The sequence below is a fragment of the Shewanella benthica KT99 genome (assembly GCF_000172075.1).
Classification (GTDB): Bacteria; Pseudomonadota; Gammaproteobacteria; order Enterobacterales; family Shewanellaceae; genus Shewanella; species Shewanella benthica_A.
The window spans coordinates 12631-34842 of the sequence record NZ_ABIC01000035.1 but is presented as its reverse complement, the minus strand read 5'-3'; the positions used below and the strand labels follow the sequence as shown (position 1 = coordinate 34842).

The 22212-nt window shown below is 45.9% G+C and carries 21 protein-coding genes and 1 pseudogene; 8 read left to right on the top strand and 14 right to left on the bottom strand.

The window, feature by feature from the left end; all coding sequences use genetic code 11:
* The first annotated feature begins 59 nt into the window (after positions 1-59).
* The 4 genes from KT99_RS14850 to KT99_RS14835 all read left to right on the top strand — a co-directional run bounded on the left by KT99_RS14850 (position 60) and on the right by KT99_RS14835 (position 3636).
* Positions 60-1955 carry a penicillin-binding protein activator gene (locus tag KT99_RS14850; protein ID WP_040572056.1) on the top strand — a complete coding sequence of 632 codons (1896 nt, stop codon included), beginning with the start codon at positions 60-62 and terminating at the stop codon, positions 1953-1955.
* A gap of 12 nt (positions 1956-1967) precedes the next feature.
* A complete protein-coding gene (locus KT99_RS14845) occupies positions 1968-2309 on the top strand; it encodes a YraN family protein (protein WP_005501553.1) in 342 nt (113 codons plus the stop codon).
* An 81-nt stretch (positions 2310-2390) separates the two neighbouring features.
* On the top strand, positions 2391-2981 hold the full coding sequence (locus tag KT99_RS14840) for a phosphoheptose isomerase (RefSeq protein WP_005501552.1): 591 nt from the start codon (positions 2391-2393) through the stop codon (positions 2979-2981).
* Positions 2982-3066: 85 nt separating this feature from the next.
* Entirely contained in the window at positions 3067-3636 is a 570-nt protein-coding gene (locus tag KT99_RS14835) for a BON domain-containing protein (RefSeq protein WP_040572055.1), read from the top strand.
* A gap of 177 nt (positions 3637-3813) precedes the next feature.
* Here the strand turns inward: KT99_RS14835 and KT99_RS14830 are convergent, their stop codons facing one another.
* Positions 3814-4719 carry a DMT family transporter gene (locus KT99_RS14830; RefSeq protein WP_005501547.1) on the bottom strand — a complete coding sequence of 302 codons (906 nt, stop codon included), beginning with the start codon at positions 4717-4719 and terminating at the stop codon, positions 3814-3816.
* A gap of 127 nt (positions 4720-4846) precedes the next feature.
* On the opposite strand from KT99_RS14830, the gene KT99_RS14825 reads away from it, so the two are divergent.
* Entirely contained in the window at positions 4847-5722 is an 876-nt protein-coding gene (locus KT99_RS14825) for a LysR substrate-binding domain-containing protein (RefSeq protein WP_005501545.1), read from the top strand.
* A gap of 51 nt (positions 5723-5773) precedes the next feature.
* Here KT99_RS14825 and trpS read toward each other — a convergent pair whose 3' ends face one another.
* Genes trpS through rpe form a run of 3 tightly spaced genes read right to left on the bottom strand, consistent with a single transcriptional unit; the run spans position 5774 to position 8163 of the window.
* Entirely contained in the window at positions 5774-6781 is a 1008-nt protein-coding gene (gene trpS / locus KT99_RS14820; protein ID WP_005501544.1) for a tryptophan--tRNA ligase, read from the bottom strand.
* Positions 6778-7485 carry a phosphoglycolate phosphatase gene (locus KT99_RS14815; protein ID WP_005501542.1) on the bottom strand — a complete coding sequence of 236 codons (708 nt, stop codon included), beginning with the start codon at positions 7483-7485 and terminating at the stop codon, positions 6778-6780. The genes trpS and KT99_RS14815 overlap by 4 nt, the downstream gene beginning before the upstream one ends.
* Before the next feature lie 3 nt (positions 7486-7488).
* Positions 7489-8163 carry a ribulose-phosphate 3-epimerase gene (rpe, locus tag KT99_RS14810; RefSeq protein WP_005501540.1) on the bottom strand — a complete coding sequence of 225 codons (675 nt, stop codon included), beginning with the start codon at positions 8161-8163 and terminating at the stop codon, positions 7489-7491.
* 194 nt (positions 8164-8357) lie between these two features.
* On the opposite strand from rpe, the pseudogene KT99_RS23625 reads away from it, so the two are divergent.
* Both KT99_RS23625 and KT99_RS21005 read left to right on the top strand, forming a co-directional pair.
* Positions 8358-8707, top strand: a pseudogene (locus KT99_RS23625) (hypothetical protein).
* Positions 8708-8718: 11 nt separating this feature from the next.
* Complete coding sequence (locus KT99_RS21005; protein WP_083804858.1) at positions 8719-8904, top strand: DUF2970 domain-containing protein; 186 nt, start codon at positions 8719-8721, stop codon at positions 8902-8904.
* An 88-nt stretch (positions 8905-8992) separates the two neighbouring features.
* Here KT99_RS21005 and KT99_RS14805 read toward each other — a convergent pair whose 3' ends face one another.
* From KT99_RS14805 to KT99_RS14765, 9 genes are all read right to left on the bottom strand, one after another.
* Complete coding sequence (locus tag KT99_RS14805; RefSeq protein ID WP_005501535.1) at positions 8993-9832, bottom strand: Dam family site-specific DNA-(adenine-N6)-methyltransferase; 840 nt, start codon at positions 9830-9832, stop codon at positions 8993-8995.
* A 45-nt stretch (positions 9833-9877) separates the two neighbouring features.
* Positions 9878-11323 (bottom strand): ATP-binding protein, encoded by a 1446-nt coding sequence (locus KT99_RS14800; RefSeq protein WP_005501534.1) that lies wholly within the window; start codon positions 11321-11323, stop codon positions 9878-9880.
* A 15-nt stretch (positions 11324-11338) separates the two neighbouring features.
* Positions 11339-12415, bottom strand: coding sequence for a 3-dehydroquinate synthase (gene aroB / locus KT99_RS14795; protein WP_005501532.1), 1077 nt, complete (start codon positions 12413-12415; stop codon positions 11339-11341).
* Between the two features lie 8 nt (positions 12416-12423).
* On the bottom strand, positions 12424-12939 hold the full coding sequence (gene aroK, locus KT99_RS14790) for a shikimate kinase AroK (protein WP_005501531.1): 516 nt from the start codon (positions 12937-12939) through the stop codon (positions 12424-12426).
* Between the two features lie 218 nt (positions 12940-13157).
* Positions 13158-15203 carry a type IV pilus secretin PilQ gene (locus tag KT99_RS14785; protein WP_005501530.1) on the bottom strand — a complete coding sequence of 682 codons (2046 nt, stop codon included), beginning with the start codon at positions 15201-15203 and terminating at the stop codon, positions 13158-13160.
* A 7-nt stretch (positions 15204-15210) separates the two neighbouring features.
* On the bottom strand, positions 15211-15732 hold the full coding sequence (locus KT99_RS14780; RefSeq protein ID WP_005501528.1) for a pilus assembly protein PilP: 522 nt from the start codon (positions 15730-15732) through the stop codon (positions 15211-15213).
* Entirely contained in the window at positions 15729-16349 is a 621-nt protein-coding gene (locus KT99_RS14775) for a type 4a pilus biogenesis protein PilO (RefSeq protein ID WP_005501526.1), read from the bottom strand. Before KT99_RS14775 ends, KT99_RS14780 begins: the two co-directional genes overlap by 4 nt.
* Positions 16346-16921 (bottom strand): PilN domain-containing protein, encoded by a 576-nt coding sequence (locus KT99_RS14770; RefSeq protein ID WP_005501524.1) that lies wholly within the window; start codon positions 16919-16921, stop codon positions 16346-16348. Before KT99_RS14770 ends, KT99_RS14775 begins: the two co-directional genes overlap by 4 nt.
* On the bottom strand, positions 16909-17988 hold the full coding sequence (locus KT99_RS14765) for a pilus assembly protein PilM (RefSeq protein WP_040572054.1): 1080 nt from the start codon (positions 17986-17988) through the stop codon (positions 16909-16911). The genes KT99_RS14770 and KT99_RS14765 overlap by 13 nt, the downstream gene beginning before the upstream one ends.
* Before the next feature lie 185 nt (positions 17989-18173).
* On the opposite strand from KT99_RS14765, the gene KT99_RS14760 reads away from it, so the two are divergent.
* On the top strand, positions 18174-20702 hold the full coding sequence (locus KT99_RS14760) for a penicillin-binding protein 1A (RefSeq protein ID WP_040572053.1): 2529 nt from the start codon (positions 18174-18176) through the stop codon (positions 20700-20702).
* A gap of 139 nt (positions 20703-20841) precedes the next feature.
* On the opposite strand, the gene argH is transcribed toward KT99_RS14760, so the two are convergent.
* A complete protein-coding gene (argH, locus tag KT99_RS14755) occupies positions 20842-22206 on the bottom strand; it encodes an argininosuccinate lyase (RefSeq protein WP_005501514.1) in 1365 nt (454 codons plus the stop codon).
* Between the last annotated feature and the right edge of the window lie 6 nt (positions 22207-22212).

Sequence of the window (22212 nt, the reverse complement as noted above, 5' to 3'; positions counted from 1 at the left end):
TTTCGTCAGGCGTAAGAGAAGGTTAAACTATTGGCTGCATCTTACCAGAGTGAAGACCTGTGTTGAAAAGACTGAATACAACTAAATTTATTTCTATTGCGGTTTTAGCCACTATTTTAATCGGTTGTGGGTCAACGACAAGCCAAATAATACCCAAGGACACTCAGGTATCCTTGGTGAGTGCTCCTCTGCAGCCAGCGGATTACCTGGTAAAAGCCTCGAGTGCCGATAACGCAGAAATGCAAAACCGATACGCACTCCTTGCTGCCCACGCCTTTATCAATCAAGGTGATGGAAATGCCGCGAATAAGACATTAGCCTCGATTAAATCGAATCTATTACAAAAAACTGAGCTAGTTGCCGAGCATAAATATTTAACCGCAAGGGCACTCGAGCTAACCTCGACCTATGATAATGCCCTGCGTGAACTGAATTACCCGGCCAAATGGCAACTCGCCGATTGGCAAATGGTAGCCTACTACCAGTTCAAAGCCCGTTTATATCAGCTGACTAAACAGCCCATAGAGCAAGCTAGACACTTGAGTCTCTTAAGCATGCTGTTGCCAACGGCTCAAGCCGGTGAAGTCAATGACAGCATCTGGCACATCTTACAGCCCCTGCATGAACAAACTTTACTGAGTTTTAGCCAAGACGCTGCAGATGCGGTTTTTTCAGGTTGGTTACAGCTGGCTTATATAGCCAAACACTATGCGATTAATCCCCATGAACTGGTGCAGCACTTAGGTAATTGGCAAGATACCAACCCAACACACCCGGCCTCGATCAAGTTACCTACGGATCTCGAGAAAGCCTTAACCACTAAACCTTATAATCCGCATAACATCGCCGTCTTGCTGCCATTGACAGGCCCTAGAGCCCGAGTCGCTAGCTCAGTCAAGCATGGCATCATGTCACGCTACCTGGCCAACCCGGATGATAATGTCTCGATTAATTTTTACGATACCGCTAATGGCGCTCAACTTGCCTATCAACAAGCCATGGCAGCAGGCGCCGAATTTGTCATCGGCCCCTTGCTACAATCTGAGGTCGAAGAGTTGCAACAGCCAATACCCGCCGCAGTTGTCACGCCTGCCAGCAATAGCGAGCAGACAAGTAAATTAGCGACACAGGCTCAAGCGCCAGTCATGTTAAAGCGAGTACCCCAGCTATATTTAAACCATGTAGATGACTTTATCCCTGACGATGACCAATTCTATTTCGCCTTATCCCCAGCTCATGAGGCTAGCGATGCAGCCGAGAAGTTATTTGCCGATGGCATCATCACACCTCTGGTGTTAGCCAGTAACAATTCGGTGGGCCGTAGAATGGCTGACAGCTTCAGCAAGGCCTGGGCAGAGTTAACCCACAAGCCTGCCGAGATCCATTACTACGATCCCGGCGATAAGATGAAAGTCACGGTACAAAAATCTCTGGGCGTTATCGACAGCAAAGAGCGTATCGCACGGATCAAGGCATTATTGGGTAGCAAGGTCAAAGCCGACTTTCGCTCACGCCGTGATATCGATGCCATCTACATGATCTCCGGCAATAAAGATCTTCCTCTATTAAAGCCTTTTATCGACGTCAACTTCAGTGTGTTTGCCGAGCCGGTGCCGCTTTACACCACCAGCCGCAGCCGGGTTGAAGATAATTCGAGAGAAGTATCTCAAGAACTCAACAACCTGATCATCAGCGATATCCCTTGGTTGATCGGCAGCAATAGCGAGACTCAATTAATAGAGCAGCTTTGGCCAACCTGGAGCTTTGCTCAGAAACGCCTCTACATCATGGGTTATGATGCGCTGGAATTAGTCGGTAAACTTGCCCAGATGCGTGTACTACCCGGTTACCAATTCTCGGGGCGAAGCGGCATGTTATCCGTATCTCCAGATGGCACTGTTAACCGCAAGCTCAGCTGGGGCCGTTACCAGAGAGGCAGCCTACGCCCGCAATAAGGGTTCTTTATCATGCATCATATTCCACGTGAACATGGTCAGCTAGGCGAAAGCCAAGCGAAAAAATACCTAGAACAACAAGGACTAACCTTCGTCGAACAGAATGTCAGATACAAGTTTGGCGAAATCGATTTAGTCATGCGCCAAGGCAAGACGCTAATCTTTGTCGAGGTAAAGTATCGCGCTAAGAGCCAATTTGGCGGTGTATTACATGCGTTGAGCGCCAAGCAAATAAAGAGATTGAGACGGGCTGCTGAGCATTATATGCAGATCAAACATCTCGATGTTATTTGCCGATTCGATCTAATAGGAATAGAGCCAGATCAGCTATATTGGCTCAAGAACGCTTTTTAAAATAAATTTAATCATTGATGTCAGAAGCAGCTAGTGACTTATGGCATGATAGCAAACAGATATATAGTTAAGGATTTCCCCATGTTAGAACGTATTAAAGATAGCTTTACTCATTCGATTCAAACCAAGATCGATGCTTCCGAGGCGCTACCTGAATCAATCGAGAAGGGGGCACAGATGATGGTTCAATGCCTGCTGGCCGGCAACAAGATCCTTGCCTGTGGTAATGGTGGTAGCGCTGGAGATGCACAACACTTCTCGGCCGAGCTATTAAATCGCTTCGAAGTTGAACGCCCGCCGCTACCTGCGATTGCACTGACAACAGATACGTCTACGATTACAGCCATAGCTAACGATTATAGCTATGACGAAATCTTCTCCAAGCAGATCTTAGCATTGGGACAATCTGGCGATATTTTGCTGGCGATCTCTACCAGTGGTAACTCAGTCAACGTGATCAAAGCGATAGAAGCCGCATTGAGCCGAGACATGACTATCGTAGCCTTGACGGGTAAAGATGGCGGCCCGATGGCTGGCCTGCTTAGCATCAACGATGTAGAGATCCGCGTGCCTTCAAACAGTACGGCGCGTATCCAGGAAGTTCATCTGCTGGTCATTCACTGCCTGTGTGACAATATCGATCGCACTCTCTTCCCTCAGGATGAGCAGTAATGCAAAATCTACCAATTCAAGGATTAATACCATCCCATATAAGTATCTGGTTAGTTCAGATACTTACTCGAAATGGTATAATAGCATGAGAAGATTACTCCCGTTAATGGCAGTTATTCTCATGCTGCAAGGCTGCGCCGGCGCTGTAATGCTAGGCGCGGTCGGCGGCGCCATGATGGTCAACGATGAGCGGAGTTTTCAGACCCAGCTCGATGATACCAATGCCGACTTTCAGATCTCCAGTGAACTGGCCAAGCTTGAAGATGTAAAGAATCAGGCCAACATCACAGGTGTGATGATGAACGGTAACACATTGATGATTGGCCAGGCGCCAAATTCCATGTTAAGGGACAAGGCGATCCGTGCCGTACAGCAATTGAAGCTTGGCGGTAAGATCCACAATCAGATCCGCATAGGCAATCCAATTTCCTTCACCACCAGAAGTAATGATACTTGGATCACGACTAAGGTCAAAAGCCGGATGTTAAGTACCGACAATCTGGATGTGACACGCATCAAGGTGATCACGGAAAATGGCGAAGTCTTCCTGCTCGGTGTCGTTGCCAGAGATCAAGTTGAGCTGGCGGTCGATGTGGCCAGAAATACCGCTGGTGTACGCAAGGTCATCAAGGTCTTCGAATCACCGGGTTCATAGCCACTCTCTGTAGCCGCTATCTTTTCAGGCTCACTCTTTTGGTCATTCGATGGCTCGGATAAAACTGACCGATGCGAGCCATCAGTTGACGTTTGCTGACACCAGAAAATATCAATACAAGCCAGCAACAGATTTTAATCTCCAGACTGTTAGCTAGCCTTAGATACCCTTAAGTCACTATCTTTTAGTCATTCTTTGGCTCGGATAAAACTGACCGATACGCGCCATCAGTTGATGCTTGCTGACGCCAGAAAAGATACCCGGTAGCAACAGGGATGGCAGGATGATAAATCCCGCTCCAAGCCAGCTCAGCCCATCTAACCACTCACCAAACCACAGCCAACCGAAGAAGACACAGAATACCAGACCCGTGTACTCGGCAATGGCGACTTCACTCGCCTTAGCCCGCCGATAGGCTAAAACACACAGCCACTGATACAGGAGTAAGAACAGATTACTGGTGACAGCAAGACCCACCAGAGTCCAGCTTAGTCCCGATATGCCTTGATAAGACACGAGTATCAACACCAAGGGGATGCTGAGCAGGTTATACAAGATGAGCGTCACTACTGGCGACTCATTTACCGATAGCTTCTTCAACAATAACTGATTTATCGCAAAAGTCAGCGCCGCAACTAGGACTAAAAAGCCAAATAAATTCATCTCACTCGGTCTTAGTATGATGAGTATGCCGATAAACCCCAGTACACTAGAGATGCTGGCTATCGGCCCTAGTCTCTCCTTTAGAAACAAGGCACCCATCAAGACTATCATCAGCGGAGCCGTGTAAAATAGCGAGCTTACCGTGGCGAGTGGCAGCGACATAAGCCCCATAATCAGCAACAAGGCCCCAAAGGCCCCAATATTCGCCCTAACCAGGTGTACCTTTATATGGCTGGATTTAGGTTTTCCCAGAACAAACCATAAGGGCAATAGCATCAGGATTGATGTCACTTGCCTGACGAATAAAAATGTCGCAGCATTAGCCTCATCGGGAAGCCATTTTATGGACACATCATAGAGTGCGCTAAACACATTGCCCCCTATGAGTAAGCCGAGTGCCAGCATGACAGTTGGTTTCATGTTAATTCTCAAATTATCTATGTGTAATGGGGTGCATGTTAACCACACAAAAACTTAAGCTGAAATGATGCTTTCTCATCTTATATGAATTAGATTCATATATAAGACCATTATCCCGGACTCACTTATGCGAAAAATACCGCCTTTACGTGCACTTCAGGTGTTCGAAGCCGCCGCCAGACAGGAACACTTTTCCCGCGCCGCCGATGAATTATTTATCACTCAGAGCGCCGTATCGCATCAGGTACGTGTCCTCGAAGAGCATTTTTCTGAGAAGCTATTTATCAGGGAGGGAAGAGGGCTGCAACTAACATCGAAAGGCAAGTTACTTTATCAGGAGCTGAGTCATATTTTCGACAGCCTAAGCAGGTTAAATCAGAAGATATCAGGTGGTTACAGCCAAGATCTCAGGCTCGCGGTCTATAGCTCATTCGCCGTAAAGTGGTTAATCCCACGCCTTAGCGACTTTAGGCGACAGCACCCTGACATCAACATCAGACTCAATATGATCACCGATGATCCTGAGTTATCCGATAGCGTCGCCGATATGTTTATCTGCGGACAGACTGACCACCCAGGTTTTTGGCATCAACGGCTTCACCAAGAACGGCTCATTCCTGTGTGCAGTCCTGAACTTTTCGAGAGAGGTGAACAAATCGAACTAGCCTCCTTGTTTAACCATCCCTTACTCACAGTGGATGAAGGCCCCCAAGGGTTCGATTGGCAACTTTGGAGTCAGGAAAACAAACTGGTATTTCCCGAGGCACAACAAATGCATGCATTTAGCCATGTCTTACTCGCCATAGAGGCAGCAATCGCGGGCCAAGGTATAGCATTAGCGTCTGACTTTATGGTGACGAAAGATATCGCTGACGGCCGTCTAGTGAGCCTAGATCTACCCGATATCTATACGGGATTCGAGTTTAACTTCAGCTGTAAAAAAAGCCGAGTGAAAGAACCCGCCATCACAGCCTTTATCGATTGGATCAAGGGGCAAGAATAAGCATAAAAAAGCCGACTCGAGGTCGGCTTTATATAGAAAACAAGAGTTAACCTAGACGAGTAGTCCAATCTTCTCATAGACCTTCTTAACGGTAACTTCGGCGCGAGCCTGAGCCTTCTCGGCCCCATCTCGCATCACTTGATGCAAGAATGTAGTATCTTTCCTAAATTCACGATAACGCGCTTGTAGCGGCTCTAACATCTCGACCACGGCTTCGCCCGTCGCAGTTTTTAGATGGCCGTACATCTTACCTTCAAATTCGGCTTCGAGACCGGCAATACTCTTACCCGTAACACCTGACATTAAGCTAAGTAAATTAGATACACCTGGCTTGTTCTCGGTATCGAAACGTACCACGGGTGGCTCATCGCTATCTGTCATCGCCTTCTTAATCTTCTTGATGATCTTCTTAGGATCTTCCAGTAGGCCAATAACGTTATTACGGTTATCGTCAGACTTGGACATCTTCTTAAGCGGATCTTGTAGCGACATCACCTTAGCACCGAGCTCAGGAATGTATGGCTCAGGAATAGTGAAAGTCTCACCATAGGCATTATTGAAACGAGTCGCGATATCACGTGTCAATTCTAGGTGTTGCTTCTGATCTTGACCAACTGGGATCTCGTTGGCTTGATACAGAAGAATATCTGCTGCCATCAGTACCGGGTAGGCAAACAGACCCACATTGATGTTGCTGGCATGCTTCTGCGACTTGTCTTTAAACTGAGTCATGCGATTCAGCTCGCCCATCTGAGTATAGCAATTGAGCGCCCAAGCTAACTGAGTATGCTGAGGAACCTGAGACTGAATGAATACCGTACTCTTCTTAGGATCGACTCCACAAGCAAGATATAAAGCCAAGGTGTCCAAACAGGCTTCCCTGAGCACTTTAGGATCTTGCCTCACTGTGATGGCGTGCAGATCGACAACGCAATAGAGGCAGTCATGACTGTCTTGCAGAGCAACCCACTGTTTCAATGCACCCATGTAGTTGCCTATTGTTAGCTCTCCAGACGGTTGTGCACCGCTGAGTACTATGGGTTTTGCTGGGTTAGTCATAGGTTTTTTTGCTCCGTTACTTTGAGGCTGGTATTTACCAGCGCCATGATGTCGCTAAATTGCTCACAGACCGCATCCGGGTCACTTAGCCCGATATCTTCACCGTAGTTGTACCCATAGGTCAAGCCTATCGAGGTAATACCAGCGGCTTTTGCGGCTAAAATGTCATTTTTTGAATCCCCAACCATCAAGAGCTCATCGGGCTCGAGCTGCCAATGAGATAAAAGGTGAGTTAATGGCATGGGATCCGGCTTCATTCTTGCCAGTGAGTCACCACCTAGAACATGAGAGAAGTGTTGACTGATGTCGAACGCTTCCAGCAGTGGTTGGGTAAACCTATATGGCTTATTGGTGACAATCGCCAGAGGAAAACCAAGCGCCGTCAATTGCGCTAAGATCTCTTTCACATAAGGATAGAGCCGACTATGCTGTTGCAAGTTATCTTGATAATGATGCATAAACTTGGGCATGGCATTGTCTAACTCATCCTGCTGGACCTCTCGCTCCAGAGCATGAGTTAGCGCCCGGCTCATCAGCATCTGAGCGCCATTCCCCACCCAGCCGCGCACTTGCTCTTCGGTACAACCAGGTAAATCGAGCTCAGACAGCGTCGCCTGAGTGGCGGCGGCGAGATCCGGAACACTGTCGATGAGTGTACCATCGAGATCGAATGCGATCGCCTTGATATTTTTCCAACATGTCATAAATTAACACTCAAGTTTAGCGAGTTCACTGCGCATCTCATCGATAACGGCTTTGTAATCCGGCTTATTGAAAATAGCAGAGCCGGCGACGAACATGTCGGCGCCCGCTGTGGCAATTTCGGCAATATTATCGACCTTGACGCCACCATCCACCTGAAGACGAATATCGAAGCCACTCGCATCGATAAGCTGCTTCACTTGTCTCAGCTTATCCAGTGTTGCAGGGATAAAAGATTGCCCACCGAAACCCGGATTAACCGACATCAAGAGGATGACATCGAGTTTATCCATCACATGATCCAGATAATGTAATGGCGAACCAGGATTAAACACCAGACCGGCCTTACAGCCAGACTCTTTGATCAACTGCAGACTCCTGTCTAAATGATCTGTCGCTTCCGGATGGAAGGTAATGATCGATGCACCGGCTTTGGCAAAATCGACAATCATACGATCCACGGGCTTAACCATCAGATGTACGTCAATCTCGGCGGTGACACCGTAATCGCGCAATGCCTTACATACCATAGGGCCTATTGTCAGGTTAGGCACATAATGATTATCCATAACATCAAAATGAACCACGTCGGCACCGGCATTGAGAACAGCATCGACATCTTCGCCCAAGCGGGCAAAATTGGCGGATAAAATAGAGGGGGCGATAAGAAAAGGGCGCATAGCAAACTCATACTGTGTCTAAGAAGTACGCTATTCTACCTTCTACGGACATAAGCCTCTAGAGCCGATGTCAAATTAAACAAGGTCACGCATAAAATAAGTCATGCCTTTATATGTTATTATTAATCAGCTTAAAAATATGTTCAAAATGCAATCTAGTTTGTTATAATTATGCGACCTGCGAGGGCTGTTGAATAAAGGGAAAGAAGCTCACAGCGAGTATAACATCTGCCTGTGTTCTTGCCGTTACTGCATCCGCGATTGCAATCACAGCCATGGGTGTCCAGAGCCTATCGACTTCCGAGTCGGCCTCCGCTTGCGTCTGCAGCAGCTCCACTTCCAGCTATAACTCCTTTTACCAGCCAGCCATCCTAATAACCGCTGTGCTCGTCAGACTGAAGCCCTGAGCTGGACCACTTGGTTTGCGGGCAAGAGTCGCTCTAACCAGCTACATTTTGTCGATCTGCTGGAACTCCTCTACGGTCATACAGAGAGCCCACTCGATGATGTTCCCCCGACAAACAATACACAAGATAGCTTCTAGACCATTCGGTCGTGCTAACTAAGCTCTTTCGACTTTTTATGAGTACCTTAGCGGCTTTTCTCGGGGTTCAGAGTGAGCAGAACAGACGGAGAGACTTTCGAAGCCGCTCCCCTCTGCCTTTCATTATTATGGGAGTAATCTTAGCGATTGGGCTAGTACTGTCACTTATCTTCATCGTTAAGCTAGTACTGAGTTAGTACTGAGCTAGTACTGAGTTAGTACTGAGCTAGTACTGAGTTAGTACTGAGCTAGTACCAACCTGCTTAAACACCAAGAGAGCTCAAGCTAGTCATTCTCACTGTGGTAACGATCGTCATACAAGGCCATCAATTCATCAACTTTCTTTCTGGCACTGCCTTTCTGGCTGATGTTTCTCTGCACCTTGATCGTATCGAAACTCGCTCCGTGATACAGCTCTCTGGTAAGAGGGGTATCATGATTGCTGATCAACACGGGAATGCCTCGGTCAATCGCCGTATGTCTCGATTTTCTGGCTAACAAGGCCTGATCATCCAGGGAAAATCCTGCGCCGACATAGGTAGTAAAACTCACCTTAGACGGTAATGGAGCATACGGGGGATCGCAGTACACCACGTCCCCTTGAATCGTGAGTTCAAATGCTTCCTCATAACCTATGCACTTAAACTCGGCAGCTTGTGCTTTCGCCGAAAAAGCCCATAGCTCTTTCTCGGGGAAGTATGGCTTCTTATAGGAACCGAAAGGAACATTAAAGCCGCCCTTGCGATTATAGCGACATAAGCCGTTGAAGCCGTGACGGTTCATGTAGAGGAAGTAAACTGAGCGAATAAAAGGATCTTGGGTGAGATTAAACTCAGTCCTCACCTTGTAATAGGCTTCTTTATCATTCATCTCGGGCACGAACATGGCCTTAGCCGCGGCTATATATCTATCAGGTTCGGTCTGAACCAGCTTATACAGGTTAATAAGATCTTGATTAATATCACACAGTAGATAAGTAGCATAATCAGTATTGAGAAATACCGATCCTGCGCCTACGAAAGGCTCTACCAGACGATCGCCCTCGGGAAGATGCTTTGACAGTGCTTCAATCAGTTTAAATTTTCCACCAGCCCACTTGAGAAAGGCTCTCTGTTTTTTACTCATCTAAATTGATTGCTAAGAAAAAAGAAGGTGACGATTGTACTCTGTTTAGTGAGAAATATCATTAGTCACAAGCTCTTCTTCTAGCTCATATTCGACTAAATTTTTCCATGCTCGAATCCAGGAAGAGTTCAAGCGATATTTTTTCATTAACGCACGGGATTTTTCATTAGCAGCTGTTCGAGTTTTAAAGTGCCCAAGTAGTAATATCCAGCGCTCTCCATTATGAGCAAGCTGAATATCCTGTTCCCCTTCGATCTCAGCTATAATCTTGTTGAGGGATTTAATCTCCCTTACGCTTGCGAGTTGAATGGTATAACCGGTAAAAGTGCGCTGCTCATTCACTCGCTCTACGGGAAAGTCATCATCCGTTCCACCAAACTCAATAGCTTCTATCTCTGTAGGCTTAAATTCATCTAACCCTTTAAACCTTTCCAACGAGGAGATTTTTGTGCTATCAATTGCTTGAATATCGGCTACAGATTGCGACTGCTCTTCTAAGCTTTTATCTTGAGTCTCAGGACTAGCCTCCTCCAGTGATTCTGCACTAAGTTCAGTTAGCAACTCCACAGACTCAAAAGCCTGAACATCTTCTCTGCCCTCTGCTAGTCTTTGATGCAGCACAAAATATCCCGCTAAGACTCGCTCCCCATACTGAGATACAGGTGAAGACTTACTATCAGGTTCAATGACGGTTCGAGCTAGGCTGGATATGCTATTTACCTCGGAAGGGGAAAACAGATAATAACTGGCAAATAACAAGCCTAAGAGTATTGATACTGCAACTATCACAGGCTTAGGCCATTTGTTTGCCACCACTTTATCGGTAAACCCATTGAGAGAGAGTTCTAATAAATTCACTACCTCTTGAGGCGTTCCCGCCTGTTTCTCCAGCTGAGTTCTGACGATTTCTCGCGGAGTAAAAGGATCTTGATCGCTGCGGCTTAACAAGGTGTAGTACAGAGCTTCACGCTCCTGAATTGGCAGTGGATCGATATTTATCGACAGCAGTGCATCTTTCTGTGCTTCAGGTAACTGACTCTCCAACTCATCAAAAAAATCCTGATCACAGGTTAACGTCAAGGAGATGGTTTTTCCCGGTAGCCGGAGTTTGCTTAGCACTATGCATTCGGCAACGAGCTCCATCGGCAGGTAATGGGCGTCGTCCAGTACAATAAAAGATGCCTGTGGCATAGCTGATACGAGTCTGATGATCGTCTCAGACAGGGGTATTTCATCATCAAATACAGGATCTAAAAATAATTGAATTAAAATTTTTCGACGAATTTCACTGCTATCGCAGTGTTTGGGGCAAGTCACCAGCACTGAGCTAAACTCTTCCAGCTCGTTAACCAGTGAAGTTACTAGTCTTGACTTACCTGAGCCCCGCCCGCCAGTCACAAGGATCAGCTGTTGACCATAGAGGCTAATATGTTGCAACCTCTGTACTAAGGTTTCTTGGCTAGGTAATAAAATTGGGTCGTTAAAAGTCACTCACACACCTAAAATCTAAGGGCGGCGAAGAACCTGTTCCAGTATCTCATCGGTCACGTCGCTGTATATTCCTGATTTACCTATCGCCTCAGGGAGAATCAGCCTAAGTTTACCTTTAAGTACCTTCTTATCACGCCGCATATGCTTGATGAATTGTTCAAAACCCATCGACTCAGGAGGACTAACCGGCAGATCAAAGGCCTGGAATAATTTAATTATTCGACAAACAATTGACTCATCGATCAATCTCATCCGTCTTGCAGTATTAGCAGCAAGTACTGTGCCAGCAGAGACCGCCTCTCCGTGTAACCAGACACCGTAACCCATCTCAGCTTCGATGGCATGACCAAAGGTATGACCCAAATTAAGCAGTGCACGCACTCCTCTCTCCGTTTCGTCCTGGGCAACCACATCCGCCTTTATGTCACAGCATCGACCTATTGCATACTCGAGCGACTCTTTATCCAATGACTTTAACTGAGAAATATTATTCTCTAACCATTGAAAAAACTCACCATCCCAGATAATTCCATACTTGATGACCTCAGCCATACCAGCAGCAAATTCTCGGGGGGGGAGAGTGTCTAAACAGTTGGTATCGATCAACACGAGTTTAGGCTGATGGAAAGCACCTATCATATTCTTACCTAAAATATGATTGACCGCCGTCTTACCGCCAATAGATGAATCCACCTGAGCGAGAAGTGTGGTGGGCACTTGAATAAAATCGATGCCTCTTTGATAACTCGCGGCGGCAAAGCCAGTCATATCACCGATCACACCACCACCTAGAGCAATAAGAACTGTGTCTCTGCCTAGGTTTTGCCGTAATAAAGAGGTAAAAATATCATCCATCTGAATTAACGTCTTGTATTGCTCACCATCGGGTAAGATGACAGGCTCAACACAGTCAAAATCAGATAAAAGACACTGTAGCGACTCTAAATATAGAGGCGCTACAGTGTCATTCGTAACAATTAGAATTTTTCTATCTTGGAGGTGACGAGCAAGATGCTCGCCACAAGTCAACAAATTCTGGCCAATAACGATGGGGTAACTTCTTACCCCTAGCTCAACCTGAATCCGCTTCATTTTTCCGCCTAGAAACCTAACTGCTCGATGATTTGGTTTGCCACAACCTTCGCACTCTGTTCATCGGTCTTAACGATGACATCTGCAATCTCTTCATACAAAGGATTACGAGTGACAGCCAGATTTTCAAGGACTTGTCTTGGGTCGTCAACCTGTAACAGTGGACGACGCTTATCTCGCTGTGTGCGAGCAACTTGCTTATCAATTGTGGTCTCTAGATAGACAACGATTCCACGAGCAGAGAGGTTATTACGTATCTCTTTACTCTGAATAGAACCACCACCAGTCGCTAAAACAATACCCTGTTTCTCAGTTAAGTCAGCGACGACCTGTGTTTCACGAACGCGAAAACCTTCTTCACCTTCGACATCAAAAACCCACGCGATATCAGCACCAGTACGCTTCTCAATTTCGTGATCTGAATCGTGGAACTCTAAGTGCAGCATCTGTGCTAGATGACGGCCTATTGTGCTTTTACCAGCCCCCATAGGGCCTACTAGAAAAATATTACGTTTCTCAGCCATTGCTATTACGTCTGAATCTTATATGAAGTTTGCCGACGTCGATTCGAAAAATAAAATCGACCTAAAATGTTACCTTGCTCTAATGAGACTTGACCGAGGATTATCTCAGTTAAACACCACATAAGGCAAGTAATCTGCGCACATATTGTAAAAATAGTCTTAAATCAACAAAAGAGCCAGCACTAACGTACCGACTAACCATTTGTTATAATATAATATTATAGGTCATCAGAGATAATCTTGGCCGTAATAAAAATCAAAAGTTCTTGTCGCTCATTAGAGTCTGAAGTGCTCCTGAAAAGAAAACCTAGGAAGGGGATATCCCCCAATATCGGTACTTTAGTCACACGGCTGATCAAATTTTGTTGATAAATGCCACCTAAGACTATGGTTTCACCATGGTTCACCAGCACCTGAGTGCCAATCCTCTGAGTATCGATAGAAACAGCTTCCCCCATTGGCGTAGCAACCACTGCCCCTTGAGAATCCTGAGTGATCTCTAAATCCAAAATCACTCGATTATCTGGCGTAATGTGCGGTGTCACCCGCAGTGACAACACGGCCTTCTTAAAGCTCACCGTGGTTGCACCACTGGAGCTAGACTCGATATAAGGTATCTCTACACCTTGCTCTATGTATGCCGCCTTCTGGTTCGAGGTAACTATACGCGGACTGGCGATGATTTCTCCCCTATTCTCTTGCTCTAAGGCACTCAATTCCATGTCAAGTATGGTGCCATCTGCCAGCCTGGCCACATGAAACGCGATACTTGCAGAGCCAGCCCGCGCAGGTAAGGCAACGTTTAGTCGGTCAGCTAGAGCGGGTATGATGCCATTTGCTATGCTCTGGGCGCCCCTCAGACTTCCCGAAGTACCATAGTCGCCTTGCTGATCTGTGATGCCCCATTGAATACCAAGAGCTTCCGAAACATTATCTTTCACCGTCACCATTCTAGCCTCGATAAGAACCTGGCGAATGGGGATATCCAGCACTTCGATTAGCCGGTGCACATTCTCTAACGTCTCTTCAGTATCTCTGACTAACAGAGTATTGGTACGATCATCGACGGCGGCAGTCCCCCGAGAAGTCAACAGGCTCGAACCTTCACTCTTCAACAATTCAGCAATATCTGACGCTTTAGCGTAATTTATCTGTAAGTATTCAGAATATAAAGGCGCTAACTTTTTTACTTCCAGCTGATTCTCTAACTGCTGCCTCTCACGAATCGCTAGCTCTTCACGAGGCGCGATCATAAGAATATTACCTTCGATGCGCTTATCCAGCCCTTTAGTCTGCAAAATAAGATCCAGAGCCTGATCCCAAGGGACATCATCCAGACGCAGGGTAATATCACCTTCGACGGTATCACTGGTGACTAAGTTAAAATCGTTATAATCCGCGATAATCTGTAACACGGTTCTCACCGAGATACTTTGGAAGTTGAGCGACAGTGAACGCCCATTATACTTTTTCTCCTGTTTAACTACCGCAAGCTTCTCAGCCTTCTTAATACTGAGACGAAACAGACTACCTTCCTGCTGGTAATTATATTCATACTGGCCTGAAATATCGATGAGAATTCGAGCGGTTAATTCTTCTTTAAAGGTTTCAAAACTACGCACTGGAGTGGCAAAATCTTGTACATCCATCACATACAGGAGATCGGAACCAATATCGGTATTATAAAGCTGCAGCTCAAGTTTTGAACCGACCTGTTTCACGTTTGCGGCAACCGAACTATTGTTCAGCTTAATCAATAATTCTCCGCCACCATCTGCAGTTCGTCTGAAATCGATATTGTTAATCCCGTTAATAAATGGATTTTGTGTCGTCATATTGTGATCGGCGACCTCATCATTTATCGTCAGGTTATAGGTGTTACCCTTGAGCTTACCCTTATAGGCTTTGACCTTATTCAGTGCAACCGTCACCCGCATCAAGCCATCAACCTGATGCACACTGATGCTCTCAACTCCGACGGTACTTATTGGCATTGTCTGTTTCTCTAACCCAGAGATACTGCCACTAAAACCTAAAATAATTTCAGCCGGTGAAGCCTTGAGATCAATTTCAGGTGCCCTCACTTCATGTTCGAAGATTAATTGCAGTTCTAGTTGATGATCGACAACTGAGTGAAACTTAACATCCACCAGGCGGTTTTCAGCCGCAGCGTAAGAGGCACTCACAATTAATATAAAAGCGCCAAGAACTCTAAAAAGAGAATATTTATTAACAACGTTTTTTATCGCGGCAGAAGATTCCATTATTCCCTCATCCTTCGCCAGTAAGTTCCATTCTGCTTAACCTTTCAGTCCAGCAACCAGAACCGTCTGGTATTAATTCTATTATTTCGACCATTTGCTGAGTAACTTTAGTAATTCGACCATTATAGAGTCCTAAATACTCACCAATACCTAAGCGATAAACACTAGTATCATTGGTCTCTACTAAGGCCCAGATGATATCTGTTTCACTCAAGGTCCCACGCATCTTTAAATTGTCCAGCGCATAGGTTTCCAGACGCCCCTTACGCCTCTTAAGATCCGGTTGAAGACAATCTTTAGTCGTATCTATCAGCTCTTCTGTTAGTTCCCGCGAGGGAGGAACAAATGGACTACGCATCAAATTGGCATGATACACAAAATGTTCAAACTTAGGCGCCTCTTTCAGCTTTGGTATATGAGCGACATGCTGTGCCTTAGTCGTAGTGACGAATAGTTCAAGATCACTGCGATCGCCAACACAAGCAGTTAAAAAAAAGAGTGAAACGCCTAAAAAAAGAAGTATTTTCACCTGCTTACCACCTTATTATCTTCTAGTGGCAGATCAGCCCCCTCTTTGAAGCGGTATGTCTTAGCGAGTATCTCCATGCCTAAGATACCGTCAACTGTTCTCTTGATAACGAAGTCATGTAAACTCACAATACGCGGTAATTTAGCCACACCACTAACAAACTGACCTAACTCATGGTACTTACCACTCACCGACATGCTGATAGGAAACTCGATATAGAAGTCTCTTTGTATCTCTTCACGCCAATCTAAGCTGTCGATCCTCAAACCAGAGTCTGTTGCCAAAAAAGTAATATCATCGACCAATCCGGGCATCTCATTCTGAGAAGGTAACATTTTAAGCAATTCTGCAAACTGCACTTCCATCTTGTCAAGCTGTTCTCGATAGAGTTTCAAATTTGCAGCCAGTTGGTACTTAGATTTGAAGTCATTTTTCAAGTTCGTTTCGGCTCTCTGCTCGGTATCGAGTCGATCGATCGCATCCGAGATAAACAGAAAATAGCTCGCAACAAAAATACAGACTGCAAGTAAGGCTGCGAATACAATTTTAACCAGGGGCGGCCAGCCACCTATATTCTCAAAGTCAATATCATTAAACTGCTCCAGATCGAGGTTCATTTACTCGCTCCTTGTACCGCTTCAGTTTGCTCATTGTCCCTAATCGTTACTTTCAGGCTAAAGCGTTGTAACTGCCTCAGTTCTATATCTTGAGCAACAATAGACTGCATATTTGGATTGTGTAGCCACATTGAGGTTTTTACTTTTCTCATCATATTAGCGACATTGTTATTCGACTCACTGCGCCCCTCAATCCACAACAAACTTCCCTTCTTCTCGATACTGGAAAGATAGATCCCCGGCGGAACAATCCTGACTAATTCATCTAGGACATGGGTAGGTGAGTTTCTTGATTGTTGCAAGTTTAAAATAATCTCGGTGCGCCGCTCGATATCTTGCTTTCTGGTTTTTATCTGTTTAATTTCGGCGATCTGTATCTCTAGCAAGCTAATCTCAGATTGTAAGTAAGCATTCCTGGATTTTTGCTTGTCTGTCATCATATCGACGAAACCCAGTGCCAGATAAACCATTAAAGAAGACACTAAAAAAACCAAAGCTAAAATACCAATATAATCTTTTTTCTGTTTCTCTCGCGCTTCTTCACGCCAAGGGAGTAAGTTTATGTTCGCCATTGAGAATAACTCCTCAGCGCTAATCCACAAGCCACCATATATTTACTGATATGGGGCTGTAATCTATTTTTCACGTCATCTTCGGCATGTAAACACCCCTGAAACGGATCCGCTATGATGGTATGAACACCCAATTCATTGGTTAACAGATTGGCCATCCCCTCGAGTTTAGAAGTGCCGCCACATAACACTATATGATCCACTTTATCTTTACCGCTTGAAGTACAGTAAATCTGCAATGTCCGCTTTATCTGCTGCAGTAATTGCGTTTGAAATGGCGATAAAACTTCAAACATGTAATTGCGGGGAAGATCTCCTTCTATCTTGGCTTTTTCGGCTTGCTCATAAGACATGCCATAAAATGACAGTATTGACTGAGTAAATTGTTCACCACCGAATGCTTGCTCTCGAATAAAACTTGTCTCGCCATTTTCAACTACCGCGAAGGTCGTTATGTTAGCGCCTATATCGACAAGTGCGACCACCTTATTTTTGGCCTCACCAGGCAGTTGAGCAGCAACCAGCTCAAATGATCGCCCTAGCGCATAACCTTCGATATCGACCACTTTCGTTTCTATATTGATGCCATCTAAGACATCGACACGAGCATCGATATTTTCCGTGCGACACGCGCTTAACAAGACATCGACTTTGGTGGGATCCGTGCTGTTCACACTCAAGGTTTCAAAATCGAGACTCACTTCATCCAGAGAATAGGGAATAAGGTTATCTGCCTCGATATCAATTTGGGCTTCCATCTCCTCTTCACTCAACGTGGCATCCATATAGATGACTTTTGTCATCACTGCAGATCCAGATACCGCCACAGCAGCAAATTTAGTCCCTTTAGGCAGGCTACGTTTTACTTGCCTCAACGACTCGGTAATTGCATCATAATCTCTGATCTCATGATCATTAACAGCACCCTTTTTCACGGGTACAGCAGCATGACTCACAATTTTGTACCCGTCGGCCGTCTTGCTCAGCAGTATCGCCTTTATCTCATGGGAACCCACATCGATCCCCACCATCTGCGGAGCCTGACGCTTCCATAATTTCGAAAGCATAGTCAAATGTCACTTGTTGTTATTATTCAGCAATTAGATTAGCACAAAATCAACTCGTTATCGGTATTTGTACAGGATGCTTCCTTATTTTACAATTGCTATTTTTTTGCCAACTATTTTTAACTTCACCATTGGGCTATCCCCTTATATACTGTTGTCCCTGCTATAAATAATGGAATTATCTGGTGAAGTGGTTTAAACGTATTGTTATCGCTCTTTTTAGTTTAACCCTATTAGGAATAGGCGCTATTGCTGCAGCATATTTCTATGTTTTACCCGACCTTCCTGACGTAAATACACTGAAGACAGTTAAGCTACAGACTCCTTTACGCATTTATAGCAGTGACGGAAAAATGATCTCACAATTTGGTGAGAAAAGGCGCATCCCCGTTGCCTTTGCAGATGTTCCACCATTACTTATCGATGCGGTTTTAGACACAGAAGATGCCCGTTTCTTCCAACATCATGGCATAGACCCTATCGGTATCACTCGCGCAGCTATCATTTTGATCACCACAGGGAAGAAGAGCCAGGGAGCCAGTACCATCACCCAGCAGGTGGCACGCGGATTCTTCCTTTCTCGAGAGAAGACATATATACGCAAGATTAAAGAGATATTTCTAGCAATCAAAATCGAAAAAGCCCTGACTAAAGAGCAGATATTAGAGCTTTATCTGAATCGTTCTTTCTTAGGCAACCGTGCATATGGCGTAGGGGCTGCGGCACAAGTGTATTATGGTAAAAGGCTCGAAGAGCTCAACTTACCTGAGATAGCCATGATCGCCGGCCTGCCTCAAGCACCATCGGCAGCGAATCCAATCCGCAACCCGAGCAGGGCACTCAATCGACGCAATTGGGTGTTAAGCCGTATGTTGAAGAAGAAGAACATTACTCAAGCGCAATATTCTGCAGCTATTCAAGCTCCCGTATCGGCAAAATACCATGGCGCAGAAATAAACTTATATGCCCCCTATATTTCCGAGATGGCCAGAGATTATCTGGTCGATAAATTGGGTGAAGAGGAGGCCTATACCGGCGGCTATAATGTATACACCAGCATAGACTCCAAGCTACAGCGAGATGCACAGCATGCACTTAGAAATAATGTGTATGCCTACGATCAAAGACACGGCTATCGTGGTGCAACCGCTATTTTATGGACAGACACCCCACTCGAAACCTCTCATTTACTCACGCGGCTCAAACAGACTCAGGCTTTCCAAGGCTTGGTCCCCGCCGCCGTAATGAGTATCGAAGCACAGAGTGCATCCTTACTCACCTCTGCGGGGGAGACTATCCAGCTAGATTGGCAAGGTTTGAAATGGGCGCGAAAATTCATCAGTAACAAACAACAAGGAAGGGCACCTAAAACTGCGGAACAAATACTGACAGTTGGCGAACAAGTCTGGTTACGTCATAACGGTGACTTCTGGCAGTTATCCCAGATCCCCGTCGTATCCAGTGCCATTGTGTCACTCGACCCACACAATGGCGCAATAAAGGCATTAGTCGGTGGTTTCAGTTTTCACACCAGCCAATATAATCGCGTCACCCAAGCCAAGCGGCAGTTAGGCTCTAATATTAAACCATTCATCTATACCGCTGCTATTGAGAAAGGTTATACCCTAGCGACGCTCATCAACAATGCACCTATCAATAATGCAGATACCAGACAAGGTACCGCATGGCGGCCCAAGAACTCCCCGGATCGCTACACGGGACCGACTCGATTACGTGTGGGACTCGCTCAATCCATCAATGTCATGTCGGTGAGGACCATGCGTTATGCCGGCCTGGATAAGGCTATCGATACCTTGGTCAAGTTTGGTTTCACCCGTGACGAGATCCCCAGAAACGAATCTATCGCGCTGGGTTCAAACTCTGTCACACCACTGCAGGTCGTCACCGCGTTCTCCACTTTCGCTAACGGTGGCTACAAGGTTGAACCTTACTTTATCGAACTCATTGAAGACTCCTACGGTACTGTGATTGAGAAATCTAGCCCGATATTAGCCTGCCCCCCTCATGCCAAGCCACTGCCTATCAGTGATGATCCCTTTGCCGCTATGGCTGAAGAATTTAAACAGGCTGAGCAGGTTACAGATGCCGATAGTTGCGGTGGTCCCGATTCTCGCTATGCAGAGAGGATCATCTCGGAGCAAACCGCATTCTTAGTCACCGAAGCGTTAAAGAGTGTAATTTGGGGCGGCGGCAACTGGAGCAAGGGAACCGGCTGGAATGGGACAGCTTGGCGAGCCTCACGCGTGGTTAAGCGCCATGATATTGCAGGTAAAACAGGTACAACCAACGAATCAAGGGATACCTGGTTCAGTGGCTTCAATCCTAAGCTTGCCACCACCGTATGGGTGGGTTTCGATGATCACAGCAAGGAGCTTGGCAGAACCACTTGGGATGCCAATGGGGCTAAAGATCAGATCTCGGCAGCCGAAGCTGGAGCGAAAACTGCGGGACCGGGTTGGAATGAGTTTATGAAGAATGCACTCACCGGCACGCCCGAAATTCCAACGACTCCTCCCCAAGGGATCATTTCTGTCAGAATCGATCTGGCCACGGGTAAGTTAACCAGAAAAACGGATTATACTAGTTCGTTCGAGTATTTTATCTCCGGAACTGAGCCAAAGGAATTTACCACAGAGACCAATGAGTCAAACGATATATTCATCGAAGATTCGGCCGATGAACTATTCCAATAAAGGCTTCTAGCCCACAAAACCTGTATAAAAACGCAATAAAAAGCACGATTAATTCAATAGTGCTTTTTTATGTTTTATACATTAAAAATTAGTGACATGGCTAGAAATCATTTTAACTTTCAACCTATACGTTCAATTTTTAAGCTAGCTTACTCGCCAGTGCCGCTTTCACCCGAGGCAGCGAAGTTCCACCTAGGGCTTCTCTCTTGGCCAGACAAGACTCTATGGTCAGGCAGGCATACACGTCATCGGCGATGATATTAGAAAAAGCTTGTAGCTCCTCTAATGCAAAATCCTCCAAGGGTTTCTTTGCCGCTATGGCTTTAACCACCACTTCACCCACTACATGATGTGCTTCTCTGAATGGCATTCCCTTAGCCACTAAGTAATCGGCTAGTTCGGTCGAGTTTGCATAGCCTTGTTGAGCCGCTCTTAAGGTATTCTCACGATTAACCTTTAGGCCACTCAAGACCAGTGCCGCCATCTCGAGACAGATAGCCCAGCTATCCATAACATCAAATAATCCCTCCTTGTCTTCCTGCATATCCTTGTTATATGCCAGAGGAAGCGCCTTCATCGTCGTCAGAATGCCAATCAGACTACCGTACACTCGCCCTGTCTTTCCCCTGATAAGCTCTAGAGCATCGGGATTTTTCTTCTGTGGCATCAGAGATGAGCCCGAGGTCACTTCATCATCTAGGTCGATGAAGCCCGCTTCACCACTGTTGAAGAAGATGAGGTCTTCTGCCAGACGACTCAGATGCATCATGCTGATTGAAGCATCGCTGCAGATCTCAATCACATGATCTCTGTCGGAGACCGAATCTAAACTGTTAAGGGTCGGAGAGGCAAATCCTAACGCAGCGGCTAACTTGTATCTATCCATTGGATAAGCCGTACCGGCAAGCGCTCCAGTACCCAGAGGACAAGTATCGGCCCGCTTGAGTGCATCTTCTAAGCGGCTAATATCACGCTCAAACATCTCAACATAGGCTAGACACCAGTGACCAAATGTAATGGGCTGAGCACGCTGCAGATGGGTATAACCCGGCATAACTGCATCGAGCTCTCTTTGGGCCAGTTCGAGAAGTGCTTGTCTCAAGCTCTTTAGTAAAACGAGTTGCTGTTGACCCTCCTTCTTGCACCATAGTTTAAGATCGGTAGCCACCTGGTCATTACGGGAGCGCCCTGTATGTATTTTCTTGCCCAGATCACCTACTTTAGCGATAAGTGATTGCTCGACGAAGCTATGAATATCTTCGGCGCCCGATGCCAAGATCAACTCTGGCTTATCTTCAACCTCGGCTAATAGGTCTTTCAATGCCTGCTGTAACTGAGTGCACTCTTGCTCAGTCAAGACACCGACCTGTGTGATTGCTTCGGCCCAGGCTATCGAGCCGACGATGTCCTGTTCAATCAAACGGTAATCCACAGGCAGTGAATCATTGAATAATTTAAACAATGCACTGCTTTCCTGACTAAATCTTCCGCCCCATAATGCCATGCTGGT